Below are 20,466 nucleotides of genomic sequence, written 5' to 3'. Positions count from 1 at the left end.
TTTGCAACCTAAATTCCGCAAATTTTAGATAATGGGAAAGCGCTGTTTTTAGGTATATTTATATTAACAAGTCCTTGAAAATCAACCTGTTGTTCAGAAAAACAAAATGCAAAACTCTAACATTACATGAGCTTTCATTACATTAGTATTGAACAATAAAACCAAAGCGTGCGAAGTGTCACCAAAATACGTTTTATATTAATAAGGAACTATATTATAGGTATTACTAATCGTATCTGGTAAGTTGAAATTAAAACAGATAAATTCCATAAAACTGAAATACCTTTAGTATACAAGTTGCTCATATTTTATAGACAGACAAACCAACTTGTTAAAGTAATTAGAAGAAATCTTTTTTACATAAAAAAACTAAAATGGCTTTGTCATTATGCATTTTGGGAGTTTAGGTTTGCAACTAGTGCCAGTTTTAAGTTCGCTTAACTCTGGTAAGTGCTTCTAGTTGCAAACACCATTTTGCTCTTAGTTATAAACTCAATTACGACAAATTAAGTTTATAGTGCGTAGACTGGCAGCTTGCTAGCTGTCTTGTATACCAATTCACTACCTCATTTTTCCCAAGATAAGGAGTAGCCATGCGTATTGGCTTAAATCTAGAAAACAGCCAAGCTGCAAAAGCTGGTTTAGTATTTGCTGAATTACAACGTGTTGCTGGTGAGCAATATGGTCATGAAGTAGTAAACGTTGGGATGTTATCTGAAAACGATCATCATCTAACTTACATTCATTTAGGTATTCAAGCGGGCTTACTACTTAACTCTAAAGCCGTAGACTTTATGGTAACTGGTTGTGGTACAGGTCAAGGTTCATTAATGAGCTACAATGCTCACCCTGGTGTAGTTTGTGGTTACTGTTTAGATCCAGCAGATGCTTTCCTTTACAGTCAAATTAACAATGGTAATGCCGTATCTATTCCTTTTGCTAAAGGATGGGGTTGGGCTGCCGAGTTAAATTTACGTTATATTTTTGAAAAACTCTTTGACGGACCACGCGGTGAAGGCTATCCAAAAGAACGCGCAGTACCACAACAAACTAATGCGCGTATCTTAGGACAAGTAAAAGTAGGTTTAGCTAAAGACTACTTAGAAGGCTTAAAAGCTTTAGATCAAGAGTTAGTAAAACAAGCCGTAGGTCACCCTGATTTCCAAAAAGTATTCTTTGCGCATGCGCAAGATCAAGCTTTAGTGGCTTACGTAAAAGAATTATTAGGTCAATAAGCGATCCGATTTTAGATCTATAACAGGTCTGACATTAAGTTACTAGCTAGTTGTGATTAGATCGATAACTATTAGATCTCTAACAGATCATATTAGATTAACTGACAATTATTTAGTTGCGTCGTCTTCCCTTAGGTAAGCAAAAAGTAAGAAATGAGCTCTAGGGATTAAACCAACCTAGTCTCTAGGGCTGTATCTTCCTTTTGTGGAGGTTTTTGTATGTCCCACCTGAAAGTGGCTTTAGTTGGTGAGTGCATGGTAGAGTTGCAAGCAACCTCTGTACCCAACCAATACACCCAAACATTTGGCGGTGATACGTTTAATACGGCAGTATATTTACGTCGCGTGCTCACTCCAGCTCAAGCTGAGATTTCATACATTACAGCTGTGGGCACAGATCCTCTTTCGCAGCAAATGCTGGCACGCTTTAACGAGTGTAACTTGGACACGAGCCTTGTAACACAAAACCCGAACAAGTTCCCTGGTCTCTATGCCATTAACCTCGATGACAAAGGTGAACGTAGTTTTAGTTACTGGCGCTCGGACGCCGCAGCACGTTATCGCTTTGTTGGTATGAGTCTTGAGCAACTTGTAGCTTTATGGCAACAGTTTGACATAGTGTACTTCTCGGGTATTAGTTTAGCGATTTTACCTTCAGAAACGCGTGATACCTTTGTACAGAGTCTAGCCCAAGCTAGCAAGCAAGTTAAAGTAGTCTTTGACTTAAACTATCGTCCGCGTTTATGGGAAAGTAAAGAGTTAGCTAAAGCTTACTTTGAGCAAATTGCGCAATTTGCACAAGTACTCTTTTGCTCAAACGACGAAGATGCTCTGCTTTATGACAAAGAAATCGTTCCTGCAGCGCAACCTTATTGCTTAAGTGCGTTTCAAGCATCAGAGCCAAGCTTACTTGAACAAGCGATTGCGGTTGTAAGTCAAGCGCGTGCACAACAAGCCGATGTGATAACGGCGTTACAAGCCTTAGAACAACAAACCCATCGTCATCTAGTATTTAAGCAACGTGATACGGTGCAGTTCTATCCTACAGGTATTGACTATGCTCAATTGCTTGATAAAGGGGTCGTAACTTCGTACGAGTATCAAGCTTTAGTGGTAAATAAACCACAACAAGTAATGACTTATAGCTTTACTCCACTCGAAAAGGTAGTTGATACAACTGCGGCTGGTGATAGCTTTGCAGCTGGGATTATTGGCGCGTTTCTAGTCTTAGGCACAAGTGCGCAGCAAGCTGCTAAACTTGCCCAACAAGTAGCTCAACAAGTAATCTGCCATAAAGGAGCGATTATTCCTGCCGAATATACTCATCCTTTTGCCTCATAGGGCAGAATATGTATTTTTTAACCTAGAGTTCTTAGCTAGAGGTTTAGCACTTGCGAGTTTTAATGGCTTCCGAAGCGTTAAAGCTACAGCTCTTGGCTGTATTTATGACAAAAACTTACCTCTTAGCATCTAATGTTTCGAGCCCAAGGATTAAGTAACTTAAGCTGATGAAGGTATTACTTCTTCACTTAAGCAACCAATTGCAGCTTCTAAACTTTAGCTAAGGATCTTCTTGGTTAGTGGTAAATTCTTTTCCGAATAGAGTTTACTTATTTGCTCTCTTAAAATATTTACTTGTATCCGTTTGCCAGGCAAACCGATACCTTTTTATCTAAGGATATCTTATGTCCCATGTAGAAAAAAAAGCACAGTTAGTTAAATTAATGACAGCTAGCGGTATTATCAATGCTTTAGCAATTGATCAACGCGGCGCATTAAGAAGATTAATAGGTGATACTACTCCAGTTGCTGATTTAGAGCATTTTAAATGCCTAGTAAGTAAAGAGTTAACTCCTTACTCATCTTCGATCCTACTTGATCCGGAAATCGGTATTCCTGGTTCAAAAGAACGTGACGCTAATTGTGGTCTACTCATGGCTTATGAAAAAACCGGCTATGATAAAACCGTAAAAGGACGCTATCCGGATTTATTAGATTTATTCTCTGTTAAACGCTTAAAAGATTTAGGTAGTAACGGGATTAAATTATTAATTTATTATGATGTAGATGAAGGTGATGAAGTGAACGAGCGTAAACGCGCGTTTGTAGAACGTGTGGGTGCAGAATGTTGTCACGCCAATCTGCCATTATTCTTAGAGATTTTAACTTACGATCATACAACTGATGATAAAGTAGAATTTGCCAAAGTAAAACCGCGTAAAGTAATTGCGGCAATGCAAGAGTTCTCTAATCCAGTGTATGAAGTAGATGTACTGAAAGTTGAAGTACCAGTTGATATGAACTTGGTGGAAGGCTTTACGAAAGAAGGTGTAACTCCGGTGTACACCCAAGCACAAGCAGCCGAGTTCTTTGCGCAACAAAGTGCAGCAACCCATTTACCATTTATCTTCTTATCAGCAGGGGTAAGTCCGGAGCTATTCCGTCAAACCTTAGCCTTTGCGAAAGAAGGTGGTTCAACCTTTAACGGGGTGTTATGTGGTCGTGCAACTTGGGCAGGTGCTGCCGAAGAATATGCTAAATCAGGTAGTCAAGGCGTAGTAGCTTGGTTACGTGAAACAGGGGTACAAAATATTACGGCTTTAAATGAAGTGGTAGAAAAATATGCTACACCTGTAGATTTAGATAAGCTTTATAGCAAATAATCTTAAAAGAAGAACCTTAAAATCTAAGTCGACCGTAAAGTGAAGCTTGGCTTTACTTTAGGGGATGTATTATCTGTAAACTCTAGCTTAGGCTAGAGTTTTTTGCGTTGGGCTAAAATATCCTCTAAAGGAAAATATCCTCTAAAGGAAAATATCCGCTAAAATAAAAAATCCCCTAAAGCAATGCTTTGGAGGATCAGACTGTTATGAGAAATATAATTTTTTAAACTAGGTTTTAATTAGAAACTGTAACCTAATAATACAGAGTATTGGTTACTTGGTAATTTACCAGTTGATAGGTCACCACCAGCGAATTTATATTCGAGTTTAGTGTGTAAGTATCTTACGCTTAAAGTAAATTTGTACACATCAACTCCTAATTCAACATTGAAGTATAGGTCATTCGAACTCGCACGGTAGTCAGCTTTTTGGTTTAGAGTTAAACCATATTGACTAGCTGACATATCAACTTTAATTTTCGCATCTGAATGAGATAAGAAACCAACACTTAAACCAAAGAATGGTCTAACGTTTGTTGTAGGGAATAAATAGCTACGAGCTTTAACCCCTAATTGGAAATCTTGTTGTGAGAATTTAACGTTGTAGTTAGCAGTGAAAGTTTGACCTACAGAGTTAAAATCGTATTTGTATTTAGTGTAAGAGTAGAAGAACTCTGGACCAACGTATAAAGTAGCTACGTCGTCACCTGCGATTTTAAATAATGCAGCACCACATACAGTGAAACCTTTGAATTTCTCTTGCGCGTAACGGTCAAATTTATAACCTGCTTGTAAGTCATACACTACAGCGTCAGTACGAGCAGCTGCGTTTTGCGCAGAGAAAGCTACTACTGAAGCAGCGGCTAAAGTAGTTAATAAAACTTTTTTAAATATAATGGATAAGATTTTAAGTTGACAAATGAATAAACAATATTAGCAAAGCTGATAGGTAAAAATAAGCGAGCGTATATGAAAAGTTAAATTAGTTCAATTTAACTAATAGATACATAGGTTAGTGAGATTTTAGGGTAAGAGACGGTGTCTTCTCTTAAGCTCGACTTATTGGTGTAATTACCTGCCTTATGCAGCTCGAGGTTGTTGCGAGTAATAACAATGAATTGCGAGTACTTGTAAGTAATTGTAAGCAATTTTATAGCGCAATGCGGCTGTGTTGCACTTGCATTTGCAGTTATATTTGCTGCTGTATTTGCAGCTATATAAGGGGTTATCAGTTTTACCATGCTATTATAGCCGATTTAACAAATTAGCCAGCAACAAAATCTGCTATTTGCGACTGGTGACCACTTTTTATGCAAACTTTTGCAAATAAAAAGACAAATTTGTATGTGTCGAACAATAATTTTTGCAAATATGGCCAGTTTAAAAAGTTGAATTATACGGCGATCTGTCTTGCTTCACAAAGCGAAAGATATAGTGATGTTTATAAACATTCATAAACATCGTTATGATTAATATCGATATTAGCTTCAAGTTACTATGCAAAAAGTACCTACACAAATTTGTGTAGGTACTTGGAGAAATCATATGTCAATCTATAAATTATTGAAATGAAGAATATGAAATATTAAATAAAAGCTAGTAGATAAAACTACCATTACCAAGCCTGCGTCTTTAGAGTCAAAGACGAGTTGTCGTTAGTTTATGAGCTTTATGGATGAGCTTTATTTTTTCAGTGCTTTGCTGCGAGCATTTTTAGTTGCTATTACAGCACTGCGAGTAAGAATTTCTACTTCGTCCCAACGACCAGCATTCATCAGATCTTGAGCAATAAACCAAGAACCTGATACAGCATATACTGAAGACACATTAAAGTAATCAGCGAGATCACCTTCAGTAATACCACCAGAAGCAAGAATGCTAATGTTTGGTAAAGCTGCTGCAATGGCTTTAAGGGTTTTAGCGCCACCTAAAGCTTCAGCTGGGAAGAATTTCACATGATCGAAACCATAAGATTCAGCTAGTAGCATTTCGCTTGGAGTACATACACCTGGATAGAATGGGATTTCATGGTACTTTGCAGCTTCAACTAGTAATTCAGGAGTAGCTCCTGGACTTACCATAAACTGCGCTCCAGCAGCTTTAGCTTGACGGTATAAGTTTGGATCAGTAACCGTACCAGCACCGATATTTAAATCAGGGAACTCATCACGTAATAAACGAATTACGTCAAGAGCAATAGGAGTACGTAAAGTAATCTCTAAGTTAGTTAAACCACCTTTTTTTAGTGCTTCAGCTAGAGGTACAGCTTGAGCAATGTTTTTTAAGGTAATAACTGCTACTAGAGGAACTTTTTCAATTTGCGCGTAAGTTAGATGCTTAGTCACCATATGTGAACATCCAAACCCTAGAAAGGGAGATAATTACAAGAAAGATAATGAAGAACTGATAAGCCAGACGCATAAATCAAGTTTATGGTAAACAAGCTGTCAGTTCAACAAGTAATTAGTTGTAACAACTTATTACTTGCTGCCTAAATGTAAGAGTAAGTTTTAGTAATTTTGAGGAAAATAATTACTAAAATCTCTTATCTATTATCGTAAAAATGACGTAAAAAAGCACTAAAAAATTTATCGGTTTTTACGGCAGTTTTTGGGCAGCAAAGGGCAGTGATAGAACAGAAAATAAGAGTTTAAAAATAAAGGTAAGGCAAGGTAACGAATAGTAAAAATAGCAACAGGTTGCTAACCGCCATAAGCTTGTGATTATTAAGAATTAAAGTCGTAAATTTTACTTTTAACAAGTCGAAAAAGCTTGCAAATTTTTCTTGCAAATTAATACAAAATCCCCCTCGCTAAGACTAAGCTCGCGAGGGGGATTTTTAAATTGAAAAATTGTAATTTTTGCAAAGTGGTCATCAGACAACTTTTTGACCTACAATTTAGTCAACAATTGCCGATTTTAGGCTAAATCTTGCATTGCTTAAACTTACTAATGGCATTGCTTAAACTACTAATGACATTGATTTATGGCAAGCTTTATTTAAGTACATACTCCCCATCTTTAACCATTATTAGCTACCAGCAATAATGCTTTAGATCTGCAGCAAGGCTTTAGATCTTAAAATAGAACTCTTTAGTCGAGATTATTTATCTTTAGCAAAGTATTGTCCATAAGCTGCACAGAACTCTCGTCCTTGGGCATTAAGCTTAATTGCTAACTCTAGTAAAGGAGATTGTAAGCCTAAAGTAATCATTTGATAAGCATTAAAGTTATGACACTCTTGGAATACCTTTTGCGCAATTACACGTTGTTTTTGTGGATCAAGGGTTGCTTTAAGGACTTCTTCTTGTTCTTTATTAGTTAGTAAGCGATTGTAGTAAAGATTTGGATAGTATTGAGCAGCAATATCTTTACCTAAAATCGAACTGAAGAACTCTACGATGTTTAATCTACTAAAGTAACTAAAATCTTGGCTAATGAGTTCGGCATTGTTCAAGAAGATGTACTTAATCAGGTCAGCTTGTTTTGCTACCGGAAGATTACTAATCTTAGTATTTACTACCGGTAGACTATCGTTATATGCCGCAAAACGAGTTTTATTAGAAAGGGTTACACCATTGTCTTTGATTTTTTGCTTAATCAGCAGCATACGCACATGAGGATCTCCAGCATACTGTTTATTTAAAGCTTGCAGCTCTGGACTATAACCTCCAAGTTGTTTAATCGCTTGTTGTAAGTAAGCTTGTTCACTTGCTGAAGCATTAGCTTGCCCTGGGTCTGCTTCAATGCTGCTATTAGCGTCACTACTAGTGCTACTGCTCACGCTATTACTTGTATCACTACTTGCGCTATTATCACTCACATTACTGTTGTTTGTATCGGAAGCAACAGCCTTATCGGTTGGAGTTTGACTAGCTTGTTCGGTTGCTTTTTCAGAAGTTACTGTAGTTTGATTAGTAGTTGCTTGGCTAGAGCTTGAATTAACCTTATCCGAGCTTTGTTGTGCAGGTGTTTGACTAGCAGTCTGCTCAACCTTGTTTTCTATGGTGCTTTGCTCTCCAGAGGCAGCTGCTTGTTTTTCTTTTTCAGCATTCGCTAGATTATGAGCTTGTAAAGCTAGTTGTCTTACTTGTGCTACATAAGTAGCTTGTGAGTTAATTTGGCTTTCGCTTAATTTAACAGCTGGTAAAACAGTAGTAGAAGTAATATCTAAATCTACAACAGGAGTTTGCTCGTTACTTTGTGCAATTAGTTCTTCTTCTCTGTTGGCTGGAGCTGTATTGGATGACGCATCTCCCACTGGATCAACGGCTGTTTGCTCTTGAGCAGCGTTTGCATCTAAAGGTGCTGTTGCCGTTGTTGCTGCCTTCGAAGTATCAGTTGTAGCTATATTAGCTGTAGTAGCTGTAGATGTAGCAGCATTAGTAGTTGCTGTTGTAGTCTCTACATTGTTACTCGAAGTATCTGTGCTAGTTTGCGACTTATTAGTAGCGTTAGCTTGAGTAGCTTGGTTGTTTGGGCTAGCTTGTTGAGATTTAGTAGTGCTAGCGTTACTACTATTAATAACCTTACCATCGCTTGGTAAAGTCGCTGGAGCTTTATCGTCTAAGGTAGTATTAGTACCTGTTGGTACAGTTAGAGGAATATTTTTGTGATTAATTGGGCTAAGAGCTACTTTAGGAGTGGTAGTAGTTTTTAACTGTGGTAACTGCTTATTGTGTTGTTGATAGAGTTTGGTAGCTGTAGTTGGATTTAGCTGTACGGTTTTGGTTACCTGTGGTTGACTATTCTCTAAAGTTTTACAAGCCGTAAGAGATAAAGCTAGACCACCAATTAATAAACTTAAAGAGCTAAGTTTTAACGTGCGTTGCACTTTAGATTTAGAGGCTGAATTTGCAGTTAGGTTCTGCTTTGAAGAAAGGGGAAATTTGAGTTTCATAGGCTCTTCCTTATTGTTTGAGCTATGGGTAAAAAAGTTTACCACTTGGGATGTAAGTTATTCTGTTCAGCTTTAAGTTTGTTCTTATATGGACTTTGTGTTTCTCTTATCTGCTAGAGGTAAATATAGCTTGCTCTTTACACCGATATCTAAGTCTCAAGAGAAGACAATGAGATTAATTTTCTTTGCTAGGTAAAAATGTTCCGTATGTGTAATGAGAAAGTAAAGATAGCTAACCAGTAAGCAGGTTAAGCTTAAAATTACATACTAGAGACAGAGCTTGTTTGGAGAAAAAGAATGAAATTTAAAGATAAAGATTAAGGGAAAAGTAAGTCGTTTGGAGGCATGTTGGAGTAGACCAACAAGAATAGGGAAGATAAGAGTAGACTGCGTTGGACAAGAATAAACTTACGAGGATATATAGCAGATTAAGTTATGCTTATCTAGTACATGGTGCTGTAGCCTTGAGCTGTAATCTTAAGTTGTGTAACAAAGTGTAACACTGCTAGAAGTTGTAGTACTTTTGTATACAGCTACTACTTAAGGGATTGCAGCTATGGTTTACAGAGAGCTATAACGTTGATCTTTAATGAATCGATCTTTATACTTACATTATACAACCTCATAGATCTTTAAGCGCTATTAATGACCGTAGATGGCGGGTTTTAGCCTAAAAACAAAGAGAAAATCCTTAATAACCATATTGAGGTTATGGGTTTAAATGTAGCCTTGGTTGAGTTGCGATTCATTGCTGGTTTTGGTTTTTTATAGTGGTGCTTTGGGGAGTTATACTTTGGGTAGTTTTACGTTGGGGGTAGTGCTTTGGTTGACGTTATTCTAATTAGTAGTGCTACTTTATGTAGTCTTACTTTAGGCGTAGTGCTTGAGCAGTGGGGTGAGGTGTCGTAGCAAATAAATAATCCCCATAACTAAACTAGTTATAGGGATTGCAGATATAACTCTCATTAGAGAGTAGACATAATTTTGTAGTCTTGCTTACTTAACTTTGACTTTAGAGACTTTACCTACTTTAATATTGTGTTTACGACAAAATTCTAATCCTTGTTGATTAAATTTTTGCGCTAAGGTGAGAAGTCTACCGCTTAAGCCTGTGGTTTCAATGTGGTAAGCATTGTAACCTTCACATTCACACCAAATACGATTATGGATGTTATCGGCATTAGAGCGTGAACGAATGTAAGCTTTAAGTTTTTCTTGTTCGGCCGGAGTTAAGAGGCGATTTGGATAAGTTTCCGGATCATAGATCATGGCAATAGGTAAGCCAAATAAACTATCAAAGAACTCGGCTGCGTTTAAGTCATTAAAGTAGTTAAAATCTTGTAAGATCAGCACATAGTTGTTAATAAAACTGTACTTAACTAATTCTGGTAAGATTTCTGGATCTTGGTAGATCTCATTTACTACTTCGTAGTTTTCGGGTAAAGTTGCTGCATAAGCTGCAAAGCGAACTTTTTGCACGCTCTCTTGAGGTTTATGTGCCATAGTATTTTGCACATAATGATTTACTCGATAGAGACGCCAATGACTATCAACGAGTTGTTGGTTAATCAGTTGCACTTGCGGCGTATTGCTAGCAAATTTAACTTTAACTGCTGCAATCTCTTGTCCGACTGCTTGGATTTCTTCTTCCAATGCACTCTTAGTTGCTAATAATGAGCCAATAGGAATAGGTGCTGGTAAGCGATTTAAGTACATAGTAGGAGTAACTTGCTCGTTACTAGCTGTATTTGCAGTATTATCGCTATTTGCTTTATTCTCACTAGCCGAGCTAGCTTTATTAGCGTTAGCATTAGCATTAGAAACTGTGTTAGCTGGAGCTTTATTTCCTTGCTTGTCTTTGTTATTGCTTGGCGTTGTTGAAGGTGCAGCTGGTGCTGGCTTCGTAACTTCAACTTGCGGCATTTTAGACTGTGCTAATAAAACGTGAGCCTGATGGTTTATGTTACTAGCTGCATTAGAATTAGCGCTAGTTGTAGCTCCTTGTGAGTTGTAGCCTGGATTTAAGGCTGCAACATTGCCATTGACACTAAGATTTACCTTAGCGTTAGGAGCTGGCTGCGTTTGTACCGTTTCACGTCCCCACGCAAGAATACGTTTTACACCTTGGCTCATGCCATTGCCTAGAGCTTGACTTGCACTTGGCATAGTTAGAAGTTTGCCAAGGTTTGAAGTTTGGCGACCACCAGTGTATTCACTGGCTACTAACGGAGTATCGGTTAAGTCTGGGATACGAGCTGAAGCAAGGCTAGATTTAACTTCTCCTTGACTAAAATGCGTATCATCTGGAATAAAGCCATAGCGTGTCAGAATTTCTTCTTTCGGGACATTGCTATAGCCATAAGTCGCTGCCATTTCCATTTGTAGCATTACTTGTTGCATTTGTAACGCTGGTTGCGGTAAGGCATAGTGCAACATTTCATAATCTGGTTGCGCTTGGGTTTCTAAATTAGTAATAAAGCGTACCGGATTAAGGTTGCGTTGATGAGTATAAGATTGTACCAACTGCATACCTGGTAACGGGAAGTGTTGGTGCATTAAAGGTACATCTAACACTGCCTGTTGTAAGAACTCAAGTTGGTGTTTAAAACTATAAATTGGACCATGCGGTGAACACATTGCCCGATTATATTGACGTAAACTCAATACAGCTAAAGCTGCAGGAGTTTCTGGATAATTTATTCCTTGTTGCACACTAGTTGCAGGGTACTGGCGATTCTGTAATTCAAACAGATTAACCGGAGCAGTACGTGGTGCTGGATAGTAAGGAGCAGCGGCGATTTGCGTTGAGGTTTGAGCATGGGCTAGTTGCAAGCCAATGCCTAAACTCATAAGCGAGAGCACTCCTTTTAATTCCCAGACAATTACTCGTGCGGGAGTAAATTGAGAATGCGGAAAGTACATGTAAATAGAAACAAACTATTAATATAGAAATCGATCAAAATCGTCTCCAAAAGCACGATTTTATAGTTTATATATTTTATGTGTTTTTCTTTGCCAGTGGGCAATAATTTATACTTCTTATTGCCACTTAACCGACAAATGTGAGAGAAATTACAAGAAGATAGGTAAAAAGTAAGTCATAACTTTCAAGGAGCAAAGCATAGTTTAAAAAGGAGAAAGTACGACAAAGAGAAACTTAAGGTTGTGTAATTTCGTGCTTTTAGGCACAAAAGAGCAAGTGCTGCTTGAGAGTAGTGCTATGAGGAGCGCGGTAGAAATACAGACTGCTGCTATTGGTTAGCAGTTCGTAAGTAGTGCTATAGCTATTGTTGATAGTGGGTATCATGAGTAGCGCTAACCTATATAGAAACGCAATAAACTAGTACAGGTAACTAGCTCTAATAACTAGTACAGATATCTAGCTCTAACTCCTGCTTATTTTTTACATGCTCTCTTGATTTGAGGTAATTAGATCTGCATGAGTACTAATCACTAGATTTGCTAGTGTCTGGATCTATGAATAGCTCTTAACATATAGAATCATCTGGATCTCAATCGCAAAACTGTGACTCAAGTCACAAATTTAAAGCGCTTTTTGTACTTTAAAAGACCTTTGTGTTAAAATCAAAAAGAACGAAAATTTTTTATTGCGAAATTATTTCCGGCTTTACGACTAGCTTGTAAAGTTAGAGTTAATTTCTTTTTCGCCTAAGTGCAAGGATTATACAATGACAGAGAAAAAAACAACTCTCTATACCATTGACTTTAGTCAATTTACTCCAGACAATTTACGTCCTCTTTTTGAAACACATAAAGCTAAAGTTTTAGCGAGTGTTGATAAACTAGTTGCTTTAGAGAACCCAACGCTTGAAGACTTCTATGGTGAAGAATCATATGATGAAACCCTAGAATGTGAATTAAATTGGGAAGCAATCGATCATATCAGTAGTACTATGTCTACTCCTGAATATATTGAAGCTTACAATGCTTTAAACGAAGATCGTGCACGTCTTTCTTTACAAGTAAGTATGAATAAAGACATTTATAAACAATACTTAAAACTTGTAAACTCTCCAGACTACGACAATTACTCAACTGAAGTTAAACGTGATTTAGAGTTAAGTCTACTTGGCTATAAATTAAACGGGATTGAGCTGGAAGGTGAACAAGCAGCTGAGTACCAAGAGAATGCAGTTAAACTTTCAGAGTTAAGCACTAAAGTTTCAAACAACCATTTATATGCCCGTCAAGCTTGGCAAAAACTAATCTTAGATCCTGCTGAACTTGAAGGTGTACCAAACACAGGTTTAGAATTACTGCAAAGCCTAGCGCAAGAAAATGGTTATGAAGAAGGTTATTTATTAACCTTAGCTCCACCAGTTATTTCTCAAATCATGGGTCACTGTAATAACCGTGAATTACGTAAAGAGCTATACTTAGCTTATGCTTTCTTAGCATCTCCAGATGATACTACTGGTGGTAAGTTTGACAACAGTGAGCTTGTACAACAAATTTACGAACTTAAAACTCGTCAAGCGCAACTATTAGGCTTTAAAAACCACGCTGAACGTTCACTGGCTTTAAAAATGGCTGAAAGCCCAGAACAAGTAATTAAGTTCTTAAAAGACTTACGTAGCCATTCGGTTGGTAAAGCGCAAGAACAACTAGCTACCTTAACATCTTTTGCGAAAGAGCAAGATGGTCTAGAGAAATTAGAACTTTGGGATTTAGGTTACTATACGCAAAAATACGCCAAAGAAAAATTCCACGTAGATTCAGAGTTAATTCGTCAATACTTCCCAGAAAACGTAGTATTAAAAGGTTTATTTACGGTTGTAGGTAAACTATATGACTTAACTTTTGAAGTGGATGAAAGCGTAAAAACTTACCACCCAGATGTAAAATTCATCCGTGTATATGAAAACGGAGAATTAATCTCTGGTTTATATCTAGACATCTATGCTCGTACGACCAAACGTTCTGGTGCATGGATGAACCAAGCTTTTGGTCGTTTTGAAACCGCAACACGTGTAAAACTACCAGTAGCTTATGTATGTGGTAACTTTACTCCTCCAGTAAATGGTAAACCAGCTTTATTAACCTTTAGTGAAGTAGAAACTCTATTCCATGAGTTTGGTCATGCTCTGCATTTATTACTAACTAAGACTAAACTTCAAGCTTTATGTGGTACAGCTGTAGAGTGGGATGCCGTAGAATTACCTTCACAAATCCATGAAAACTGGGTATCAGAACCAGAAGCATTAAAATACATTTCTGCACACGTAGAAACAGGTGAACCTTTACCAGCTGATCTAATCGAACGTATGCAAGCGCTAAATAAATTCACTTCAGGTGGTCTATTCTTAACTAACCAAGTTGAATATGGTCTGTTCGATATGGAGTTATTTAGTAAAGGTAGCGATGATACACGCGACGTTCACCAAGTATTAAAAGACGTACGTGCCGAAACTACAGATTTAGTGTTTGGTACACGTAAAACTTGGTTTGCCAATACGTTCGAACACATTTTCACTGGTGGTTACTCTGCTGGTTACTATAGCTATTTATGGGCAGAGATTTTATCAGCAGATGCTTTCGCTGCTTATAAAGAAAAAGGTGATGTGTTCGATAAAGAAGTAGCAACTTCGTTCAAAAACAACATCCTTGCTCAAGGTGGTACTTACCCAACTATGGAAAACTATAAACGTTTCCGTGGTCGTGAGCCAAGCCCAACTGCGTTATTAACGCATTACGGCATTCTTGAGCCAAGCAAATAATATTTCTTCTAGTACAATACTATTTACTTAGGTAATATTTACTTGAGTTAATAAATACCATTTCTTCAAGATAAATAGTATCGCTAGGTTAATATTAAGTTTGACAAGATATAACTTAAGCCCCAACAAGCAAGCTACTTGCTGTTGGGGCTTATTGTCTGTTACTGGTTCAGAGGTTTAGGAAGTTTAGGAGGTTAGCTCGAACTTGAAGTTCGATTTCGACTCTCGTGCAAATTACTTTACGCTCGTGCAAACTCCTCTACGCTCGTGTTAGGTTGCCCTTTACGTTTTTATTAGCAAGTACTTTATGCTTTTGTTAGCTAGTTCTTTTGCTTGTTTTATCTAGCAGCTAGCTATCTTTAGCAAGCTCTTTAGAATTGAATTTCAGCCGTAACTCCCTCTCATTTGCCATTTAGGCTTCAACGAGCGAACTAATTTGCTCTTTGCCTTGATTAGCGAAACCGCCTAGTTCACCTTGTGCTAAAATGTGGGTAAAACCCCACTCTAGCTCTAGTTCTCGGAGATAAATATGACTACCCATAGTAAGTCTCATTACGTAAATTTAAAACAATTAGATACTTTACTCAGCACGGTTCATACGACCAATGCTTTACAACAATTACTCTTTATTCAAGATAGTTATTTCAATCCAGTATACAGTGGTAACTATGCCTTTGATGCGCATAATTCGGTAGTTGATCTCTCGACTTATGTAGCAGGCTTAACTCGTCAATTATTTGCGAATTGTCTTCCAGAAGTATTCCCTTATTCAGTTTATAAACAAGGGGATAAACTATCAGCTTCGTTTAATGCTCCGGTTGATGTAGTAGATGCCGTACGCCAAGACGTAGAAGTAAAAGTACAACAGTTAAACGCTATTGCAGGGACGCAAGCTGTAGATGTTAACACTTTACTCAATGAGGCTTTAGCGCAGTCAGACGATTTAATCCCTTATTGCCGTCGCGTGAGTTTAGATGGTTTCTGGAAATTCTGTACCGTAGTTGCGGCTTTACAACCAGATATTTCTGATAATGCAGACGAAATTGCTCTTGCTGTATCGAGTACCTTTGCTGATCTTTCAGAAGAAAGTTTAGGCTTTGATCCGGAGATTCTTAGTGATGCAGGTAATATCCGTTTCTTATTTAGCTTAGCTCGTAAGATCTTCTACTATTATAACTGTAGCTATGAAGATTTTAAACGGGCAATGCTAAATTTAGTTGCTGAATTTACAGCCGTAGAATATGACATCGATGATGTTGATCCACAATTATTTAACAATGAACCTATTGTTTATAATCTGGTTTCGGCTGAGATTATTGAGCAACATGCCTTAGAAAACGGCATTATTATTACCGATTTCTATGACTATGGTAAACAAAATCAATCATGGATGCTAGATCGTGTAACTCCGGAGTTTCCTGATTACATAAATGAAGATGACATTGAAGAGGCAATAGATATGGAAGAAGATAAAACTCAAGATAACGCTAATACAGCAACGTCACAGACTCTCGATTTTTTAAACAACCTTTCACCTGAAGATCGAATGAGTTTATTGCAATTATTAGCGAATAAAATGACTAATGAGACTAAAGAGTAAAAACGTCAAACTTTTCTCTTGCTAAATCGTGAGTTTTAGCGTGAAATATGTACTTCACTAAAAAGATAGTTTATAACTTAAGTCTTTTTATGTGTGAGTGTAAATTAATAAAAAAGCACCTGGTTTCCCAGGTGCTTTTTTATTGGTATAAACCTACGCGTAGTAATTTTAGAGTAGAGTCTAAGGACGAGTAGGTGCTTTATGGAATAGGGTTAAGGCAATAAAGATAAAGGCTAAGACACAAGCGGCAATTAAGCAGTAGAAGCCACCGTCCCAACCATAGTTATCTACTACCCAGCCGAGTACAGTCCCGGCACTTGCCGAACCAAAGAGATAACCAAATAAACCAGTTAAACCAGTTGCTGTACCGGTTGCTACTCTTGGTACAAGGTCTGCAGCTTGTAGACCGATCATCATTACCGGACCATAAATTAGAAAACCGATGGCAACTAAGCATAGATTATCAATTAAAGGATAACCTTCAGGTGTTTGCCAATACACAAATATGGCAATAAATACTCCTACCATGAAAAAGAGCATCGGAGGAGCTCGGTGTCCTTTAAAGACTTTATCAGAGAGATAACCTGAAGCTAACATGCCAAAAATCCCAGCATATTCGTAGAGGAAGTAAGCCCAGCTTTGTTTATCAAATGAGAAGTGTTTTACTTCTTTGAGGTAAGTTGGAGCCCAGTCAATAACCCCATAACGAATAAAGTATACAAAGATATTAGCGATGGTTATTGCCCATAAGAATTTATTATGCACAATATACTTAAAGAAAATATCTTTGGCAGATAAGGTATGGGCTGATTCAGTGGTACTAGTGATCCCGTCTTTATACTCTTCGATTGGCGGTAAACCTTGTGATTCAGGTGTATCTTTCATGAGTACAAAGACTACAATAGCTAATATCCCTGTTATTAAAGCAGGTAAGTAGAACAGACTTTGCCATGCTCCAAAGATATACACTCCGAGAATAGCGAGCGGTCCAATTAGACCTCCGCCTAGATTATGTGAGACGTTCCACCATGACCACCAAACTCCACGTTCGGAAGTTGAGAACCAATTGGTCAGAGTCTTAGCCCCTGGTGGATATCCCATGCCTTGAAACCAGCCATTAAGGGCTGAAAGGAGAATCATAATCGGCACAGAAGTTAATACAGCTGGCACTAAACCAAAAACTAAACTTACAGCTGCCGAGCAAATTAACCCAAGCGTAATAAAGTATTTAGGATTAGAGCGATCTGAAAGGTTACCCATAATAAACTTACTAAAGCCATAGGCAATAGCTAAAGCAAAACTTACAGTTCCAAGCTGGGCTTTGGTGTAACCATATTCGGCAATTAAGTGCGGAATGGCAAGAGAGAAGTTTTTACGGATTAAGTAGTAAGCAGCATAACCAATAAAAACTCCAAAGAATACTTGCCAACGTAAACGTGTGTAGTGACGAGCTACAGCTGCTTGATCGCTAATGCGCGCAGCTGGAGGTGAAGCTTTGAGGAAATTAAACATAGATATGTTCCTTAAGGCATAAGTGCAGTAAGTAGAAAGATAAACTTTTCGTTTGAGGAAAAGCTGAGTTTATTATAAGAAGCTTAGCCTGTATCCCCAAGCGCACTGTGTCATTTGTTGCAATTTATGCCATAAAATACCGTAAAACTACCTAATGGCACGTCAAAACGAAAATTTTTAATTAAAAGCAAGAGAAGAAATGCCTAAAATTAGGGATTGCCTATTGTTCCGTGCTAAGATAATAAAAGAACAATTTTTACAAATTCTCTAAATAAGTTTTTACATACTTCTAAATAAGTTTGTATCTATCTCTAAATAAGTTTATACCTACTCCTAAATAAGTTTGTACCTACTCCTAAGTAAGATTGCTAAAGGTGCTAAATTTCTATTTCTAATAGGAAGAAAGCACATTTACAGTTAACTGTAAACTTTTGAGCTTGTAGTTTGTATTTCTAGGAGTAGTTAATTTAACTTAATTTAATTTAATTAATTAGTAATTTTATTTTTTACATACTCCCTTTTTTACGAGAACTAACTTTAAGCTAAGAGCATTAATAGGGCTCTTATTTTTATTGTTTGTTCTCTTGCTCGCTAATTCTTATTTACCATTTTTTACTATCCTCATTTCAAGGATGATTTTATTATCATGACCGTTAATGCTCATTTATATCAGGTAGACTTTAGTAAGTTTGCTCCAGAAAATTTACCACAATTATTTGCTGAACATGCTGCACGCGTACGTGCTCGTTTAGCGCACATCAATGCCCTTGAAAATCCAACTTTAGATGATTTTTACGGGCAAGAGAATTATGAATATAATCTCGCCCAAGAACTATTCTGGACGCCAATCGATCAACTAGCAGCAACTGTAGCTACTCCTGAGTTTTTAGATGCTTACAATGCTTTAAGTGAAGCACGCGCTCGCTTAGATCTAGAAGTAAGCATGAACAAAAAACTTTATACCCAATTAAAAGCTCTAGCTAATGCTCCAGAAGCTGTAAATTATCCAGCACAAATTAAACGTGACCTTGAAGTACGTTTACAAAGATTTAAACTAGAGGGAGCGGAATTAAGCGGAGTGGCTGCTACTTTATTCGAAGAAGCAACTGTGCAATTACGTACCATACAAATGCAGATTTCACAAAATCACATGCATGCTCGTCAAGCTTGGTTTAAACATGTAACAGATGCTCAAGACTTAGCTGGTTTATCTGCAAGCTCTTTAGAGTTATATGCTGCAGCTGCGCAAGAACGTGGTTTAGAAGGATATGTAATTACGCTCTCTCCACCTGTGGTAGTAGATGTATTAACTAATGCTGCTAATCGAGCTTTACGTCAAGAAGTACAAGCTGCGGTAACAACTATTGCTTCGCCAGAAGACCCAACTGATCCTGCTTATGACAATAGTGAGCTCGTACAACAAGTGTATGAAGTAAAAAGTAAAATGGCAGAACTACTTGGCTTTAAAACTTATGCTGAATACTCTTTAGCTACTAAAATGGCAAAAACTCCAGAACAAGTGCTCGAGTTCTTAACCGATCTACAACAACGTGCTTTTGCGCAAGGACAAGAGCAGTTTACTCTGCTTAAAGATTACGCTTACCAAAAAGACGGCATTGAGGATTTTGGTTTAGCGGATCTGAAGTACTATACTTCACTGTACAGTAAAGAGCATTTCCAGGTCGATGATTCCTTAATTCAAGAGTTCTTCCCAGTAAGCCAAGTACTATCAGGTTTATTTACCATTCTTAATAAACTTTACGGCATTACTTGCACTAAAACCGACGCAAAAACCTATTATCCTGATGTAAGTTTTTATCAAGTGTATGATCGTAACGGAGAGCTCATTGCAGGTTTCTACCTAGATCTTTATGCACGTCCAATTAAACGTGCAGGTGCATGGATGGAAGTCGTGCATAGCCGTGAACAAACTGCGACCGATCTAAAACTTCCGGTAGCCTACATTACTACGAACTTTGCGCCTCCGATTAATGGTAAAGAATCTACTTTAACTTTCCGTGATGTCGAAACTCTATTCCACGAAATGGGTCACGGCTTACACTTAATGTTAACTCGCACTACAGTACCAACTGTAGGTGGAATTAATGTTGAATGGGATGCTGTTGAATTACCATCACAAATCCATGAAAACTGGGTACGTGAACCAGAAGCTTTACGTCTAATTTCCAAACACGTAGTAACTGGACAAACTTTATCGGAAGAACTATTTGCACGTATTGCTGATCTGGTGCGTTTTACCTATAGTGGTCTATTCCTGCTCGATCAAATTGAATATAGTTTATTTGATATGGAGCTATATCATACGCCACTAGCGCAGCAAGCTAATGTACACCAAGTACTAACCGATGTACGTGCACGTGGTTCAGAAAAACTGTATGGTAAACGTACTCCTTGGTTTGCTAATATTTTTGAGCATATCTTTACGAGTGAATATGCTGCAGGTTATTACAGTTATTTATGGGCTGAAGTCCTAGCCGCTGATGCTTATGCAGCCTATAAAGAAACAGGTGATATTTTTAACCAACAAGTAGCTACGGCATTTGTAGAAAATATTCTCGCCAAAGGTGGTACACGCACTGCACAAGAAAACTATGTAGGCTTTAGAGGTAAAGAAGCTTCAGTTGATGCTCTATTACGTCACTATGGTTTAAATAACTAAAGATACAAGACTTCGTAAGAAGTTAAACTTTGTAATAAGTAGTGCTTTACTTAGAAACACTATTTTTAACAATTGATCTTATGAAGTGATACACTACACAAAGCTCTATATAAAATACAAAAAATGCAAAAGAGTAGCT

Annotated in this window: 12 protein-coding genes; 6 read left to right on the top strand and 6 right to left on the bottom strand. The window is 37.6% G+C overall.

What is annotated here, in order from left to right:
* The first annotated feature begins 593 nt into the window (after nucleotides 1-593).
* The 3 genes from CKF58_RS00655 to CKF58_RS00645 all read left to right on the top strand — a co-directional run bounded on the left by CKF58_RS00655 (nucleotide 594) and on the right by CKF58_RS00645 (nucleotide 3,898).
* Complete coding sequence (locus tag CKF58_RS00655) at nucleotides 594-1,235, top strand: RpiB/LacA/LacB family sugar-phosphate isomerase (RefSeq protein WP_119530065.1); 642 nt, start codon at nucleotides 594-596, stop codon at nucleotides 1,233-1,235.
* 219 nt (nucleotides 1,236-1,454) lie between these two features.
* Complete coding sequence (locus tag CKF58_RS08515) at nucleotides 1,455-2,576, top strand: sugar kinase (RefSeq protein ID WP_119530064.1); 1,122 nt, start codon at nucleotides 1,455-1,457, stop codon at nucleotides 2,574-2,576.
* Between the two features lie 344 nt (nucleotides 2,577-2,920).
* The gene (locus tag CKF58_RS00645) at nucleotides 2,921-3,898 is read left to right on the top strand and encodes a tagatose 1,6-diphosphate aldolase (RefSeq protein WP_119530063.1); all 978 of its coding nucleotides are present in this window, start codon (nucleotides 2,921-2,923) and stop codon (nucleotides 3,896-3,898) included.
* A gap of 239 nt (nucleotides 3,899-4,137) precedes the next feature.
* On the opposite strand, the gene CKF58_RS00640 is transcribed toward CKF58_RS00645, so the two are convergent.
* The 4 genes from CKF58_RS00640 to CKF58_RS00625 all read right to left on the bottom strand — a co-directional run bounded on the left by CKF58_RS00640 (nucleotide 4,138) and on the right by CKF58_RS00625 (nucleotide 11,647).
* A complete protein-coding gene (locus CKF58_RS00640) occupies nucleotides 4,138-4,701 on the bottom strand; it encodes a hypothetical protein (protein WP_119530062.1) in 564 nt (187 codons plus the stop codon).
* A gap of 878 nt (nucleotides 4,702-5,579) precedes the next feature.
* Nucleotides 5,580-6,245 carry a bifunctional 4-hydroxy-2-oxoglutarate aldolase/2-dehydro-3-deoxy-phosphogluconate aldolase gene (gene eda, locus CKF58_RS00635; protein WP_119530061.1) on the bottom strand — a complete coding sequence of 222 codons (666 nt, stop codon included), beginning with the start codon at nucleotides 6,243-6,245 and terminating at the stop codon, nucleotides 5,580-5,582.
* Between the two features lie 755 nt (nucleotides 6,246-7,000).
* Nucleotides 7,001-8,797: a hypothetical protein gene (locus CKF58_RS00630; RefSeq protein WP_119530060.1), complete on the bottom strand. Its 1,797-nt coding sequence runs from the start codon at nucleotides 8,795-8,797 to the stop codon at nucleotides 7,001-7,003.
* Between the two features lie 996 nt (nucleotides 8,798-9,793).
* Nucleotides 9,794-11,647, bottom strand: a complete 1,854-nt coding sequence (locus CKF58_RS00625) for a hypothetical protein (protein WP_119530059.1) — start codon at nucleotides 11,645-11,647, stop codon at nucleotides 9,794-9,796.
* 839 nt (nucleotides 11,648-12,486) lie between these two features.
* Here CKF58_RS00625 and CKF58_RS00620 point away from each other — a divergent pair.
* Entirely contained in the window at nucleotides 12,487-14,535 is a 2,049-nt protein-coding gene (locus CKF58_RS00620) for a M3 family metallopeptidase (RefSeq protein WP_119530058.1), read from the top strand.
* Between the two features lie 412 nt (nucleotides 14,536-14,947).
* Here CKF58_RS00620 and CKF58_RS08620 read toward each other — a convergent pair whose 3' ends face one another.
* Nucleotides 14,948-15,076: a hypothetical protein gene (locus CKF58_RS08620; RefSeq protein ID WP_281270659.1), complete on the bottom strand. Its 129-nt coding sequence runs from the start codon at nucleotides 15,074-15,076 to the stop codon at nucleotides 14,948-14,950.
* Here CKF58_RS08620 and CKF58_RS00615 point away from each other — a divergent pair.
* On the top strand, nucleotides 15,065-16,135 hold the full coding sequence (locus CKF58_RS00615) for a hypothetical protein (RefSeq protein WP_119530057.1): 1,071 nt from the start codon (nucleotides 15,065-15,067) through the stop codon (nucleotides 16,133-16,135). The genes CKF58_RS08620 and CKF58_RS00615 overlap by 12 nt on opposite strands.
* Nucleotides 16,136-16,315: 180 nt before the next feature.
* Here the strand turns inward: CKF58_RS00615 and pgtP are convergent, their stop codons facing one another.
* On the bottom strand, nucleotides 16,316-17,647 hold the full coding sequence (gene pgtP, locus CKF58_RS00610; RefSeq protein WP_119530056.1) for a phosphoglycerate transporter protein PgtP: 1,332 nt from the start codon (nucleotides 17,645-17,647) through the stop codon (nucleotides 16,316-16,318).
* 646 nt (nucleotides 17,648-18,293) lie between these two features.
* On the opposite strand from pgtP, the gene CKF58_RS00605 reads away from it, so the two are divergent.
* Nucleotides 18,294-20,327, top strand: coding sequence for a M3 family metallopeptidase (locus CKF58_RS00605; protein WP_119530055.1), 2,034 nt, complete (start codon nucleotides 18,294-18,296; stop codon nucleotides 20,325-20,327).
* Nucleotides 20,328-20,466 lie beyond the last annotated feature (139 nt).

The sequence above is a fragment of the Psittacicella hinzii genome (genome assembly GCF_003585935.1).
Taxonomy (GTDB): Bacteria; Pseudomonadota; Gammaproteobacteria; order Enterobacterales; family Psittacicellaceae; genus Psittacicella; species Psittacicella hinzii.
The sequence above is the reverse complement of the archived record's forward strand: the minus strand, read 5'-3'. Positions and strand labels throughout refer to the sequence as shown.

What these genes read in the sequence shown, in the direction of transcription:
- CKF58_RS00655 (WP_119530065.1), top strand. Translation starts at nt 594, where the DNA reads ATGCGTATTGGCTTAAATCTAGAAAACAGCCAAGCTGCAAAAGCTGGT.
- CKF58_RS08515 (WP_119530064.1), top strand. Translation starts at nt 1,455, where the DNA reads ATGTCCCACCTGAAAGTGGCTTTAGTTGGTGAGTGCATGGTAGAGTTG.
- CKF58_RS00645 (WP_119530063.1), top strand. Translation starts at nt 2,921, where the DNA reads ATGTCCCATGTAGAAAAAAAAGCACAGTTAGTTAAATTAATGACAGCT.
- eda (WP_119530061.1), bottom strand. Translation starts at nt 6,245, where the DNA reads ATGGTGACTAAGCATCTAACTTACGCGCAAATTGAAAAAGTTCCTCTA.
- CKF58_RS00630 (WP_119530060.1), bottom strand. Translation starts at nt 8,797, where the DNA reads ATGAAACTCAAATTTCCCCTTTCTTCAAAGCAGAACCTAACTGCAAAT.
- CKF58_RS00625 (WP_119530059.1), bottom strand. Translation starts at nt 11,647, where the DNA reads ATGAGTTTAGGCATTGGCTTGCAACTAGCCCATGCTCAAACCTCAACG.
- CKF58_RS00620 (WP_119530058.1), top strand. Translation starts at nt 12,487, where the DNA reads ATGACAGAGAAAAAAACAACTCTCTATACCATTGACTTTAGTCAATTT.
- CKF58_RS00615 (WP_119530057.1), top strand. Translation starts at nt 15,065, where the DNA reads ATGACTACCCATAGTAAGTCTCATTACGTAAATTTAAAACAATTAGAT.
- CKF58_RS08620 (WP_281270659.1), bottom strand. Translation starts at nt 15,076, where the DNA reads ATGGGTAGTCATATTTATCTCCGAGAACTAGAGCTAGAGTGGGGTTTT.
- pgtP (WP_119530056.1), bottom strand. Translation starts at nt 17,647, where the DNA reads ATGTTTAATTTCCTCAAAGCTTCACCTCCAGCTGCGCGCATTAGCGAT.
- CKF58_RS00605 (WP_119530055.1), top strand. Translation starts at nt 18,294, where the DNA reads ATGACCGTTAATGCTCATTTATATCAGGTAGACTTTAGTAAGTTTGCT.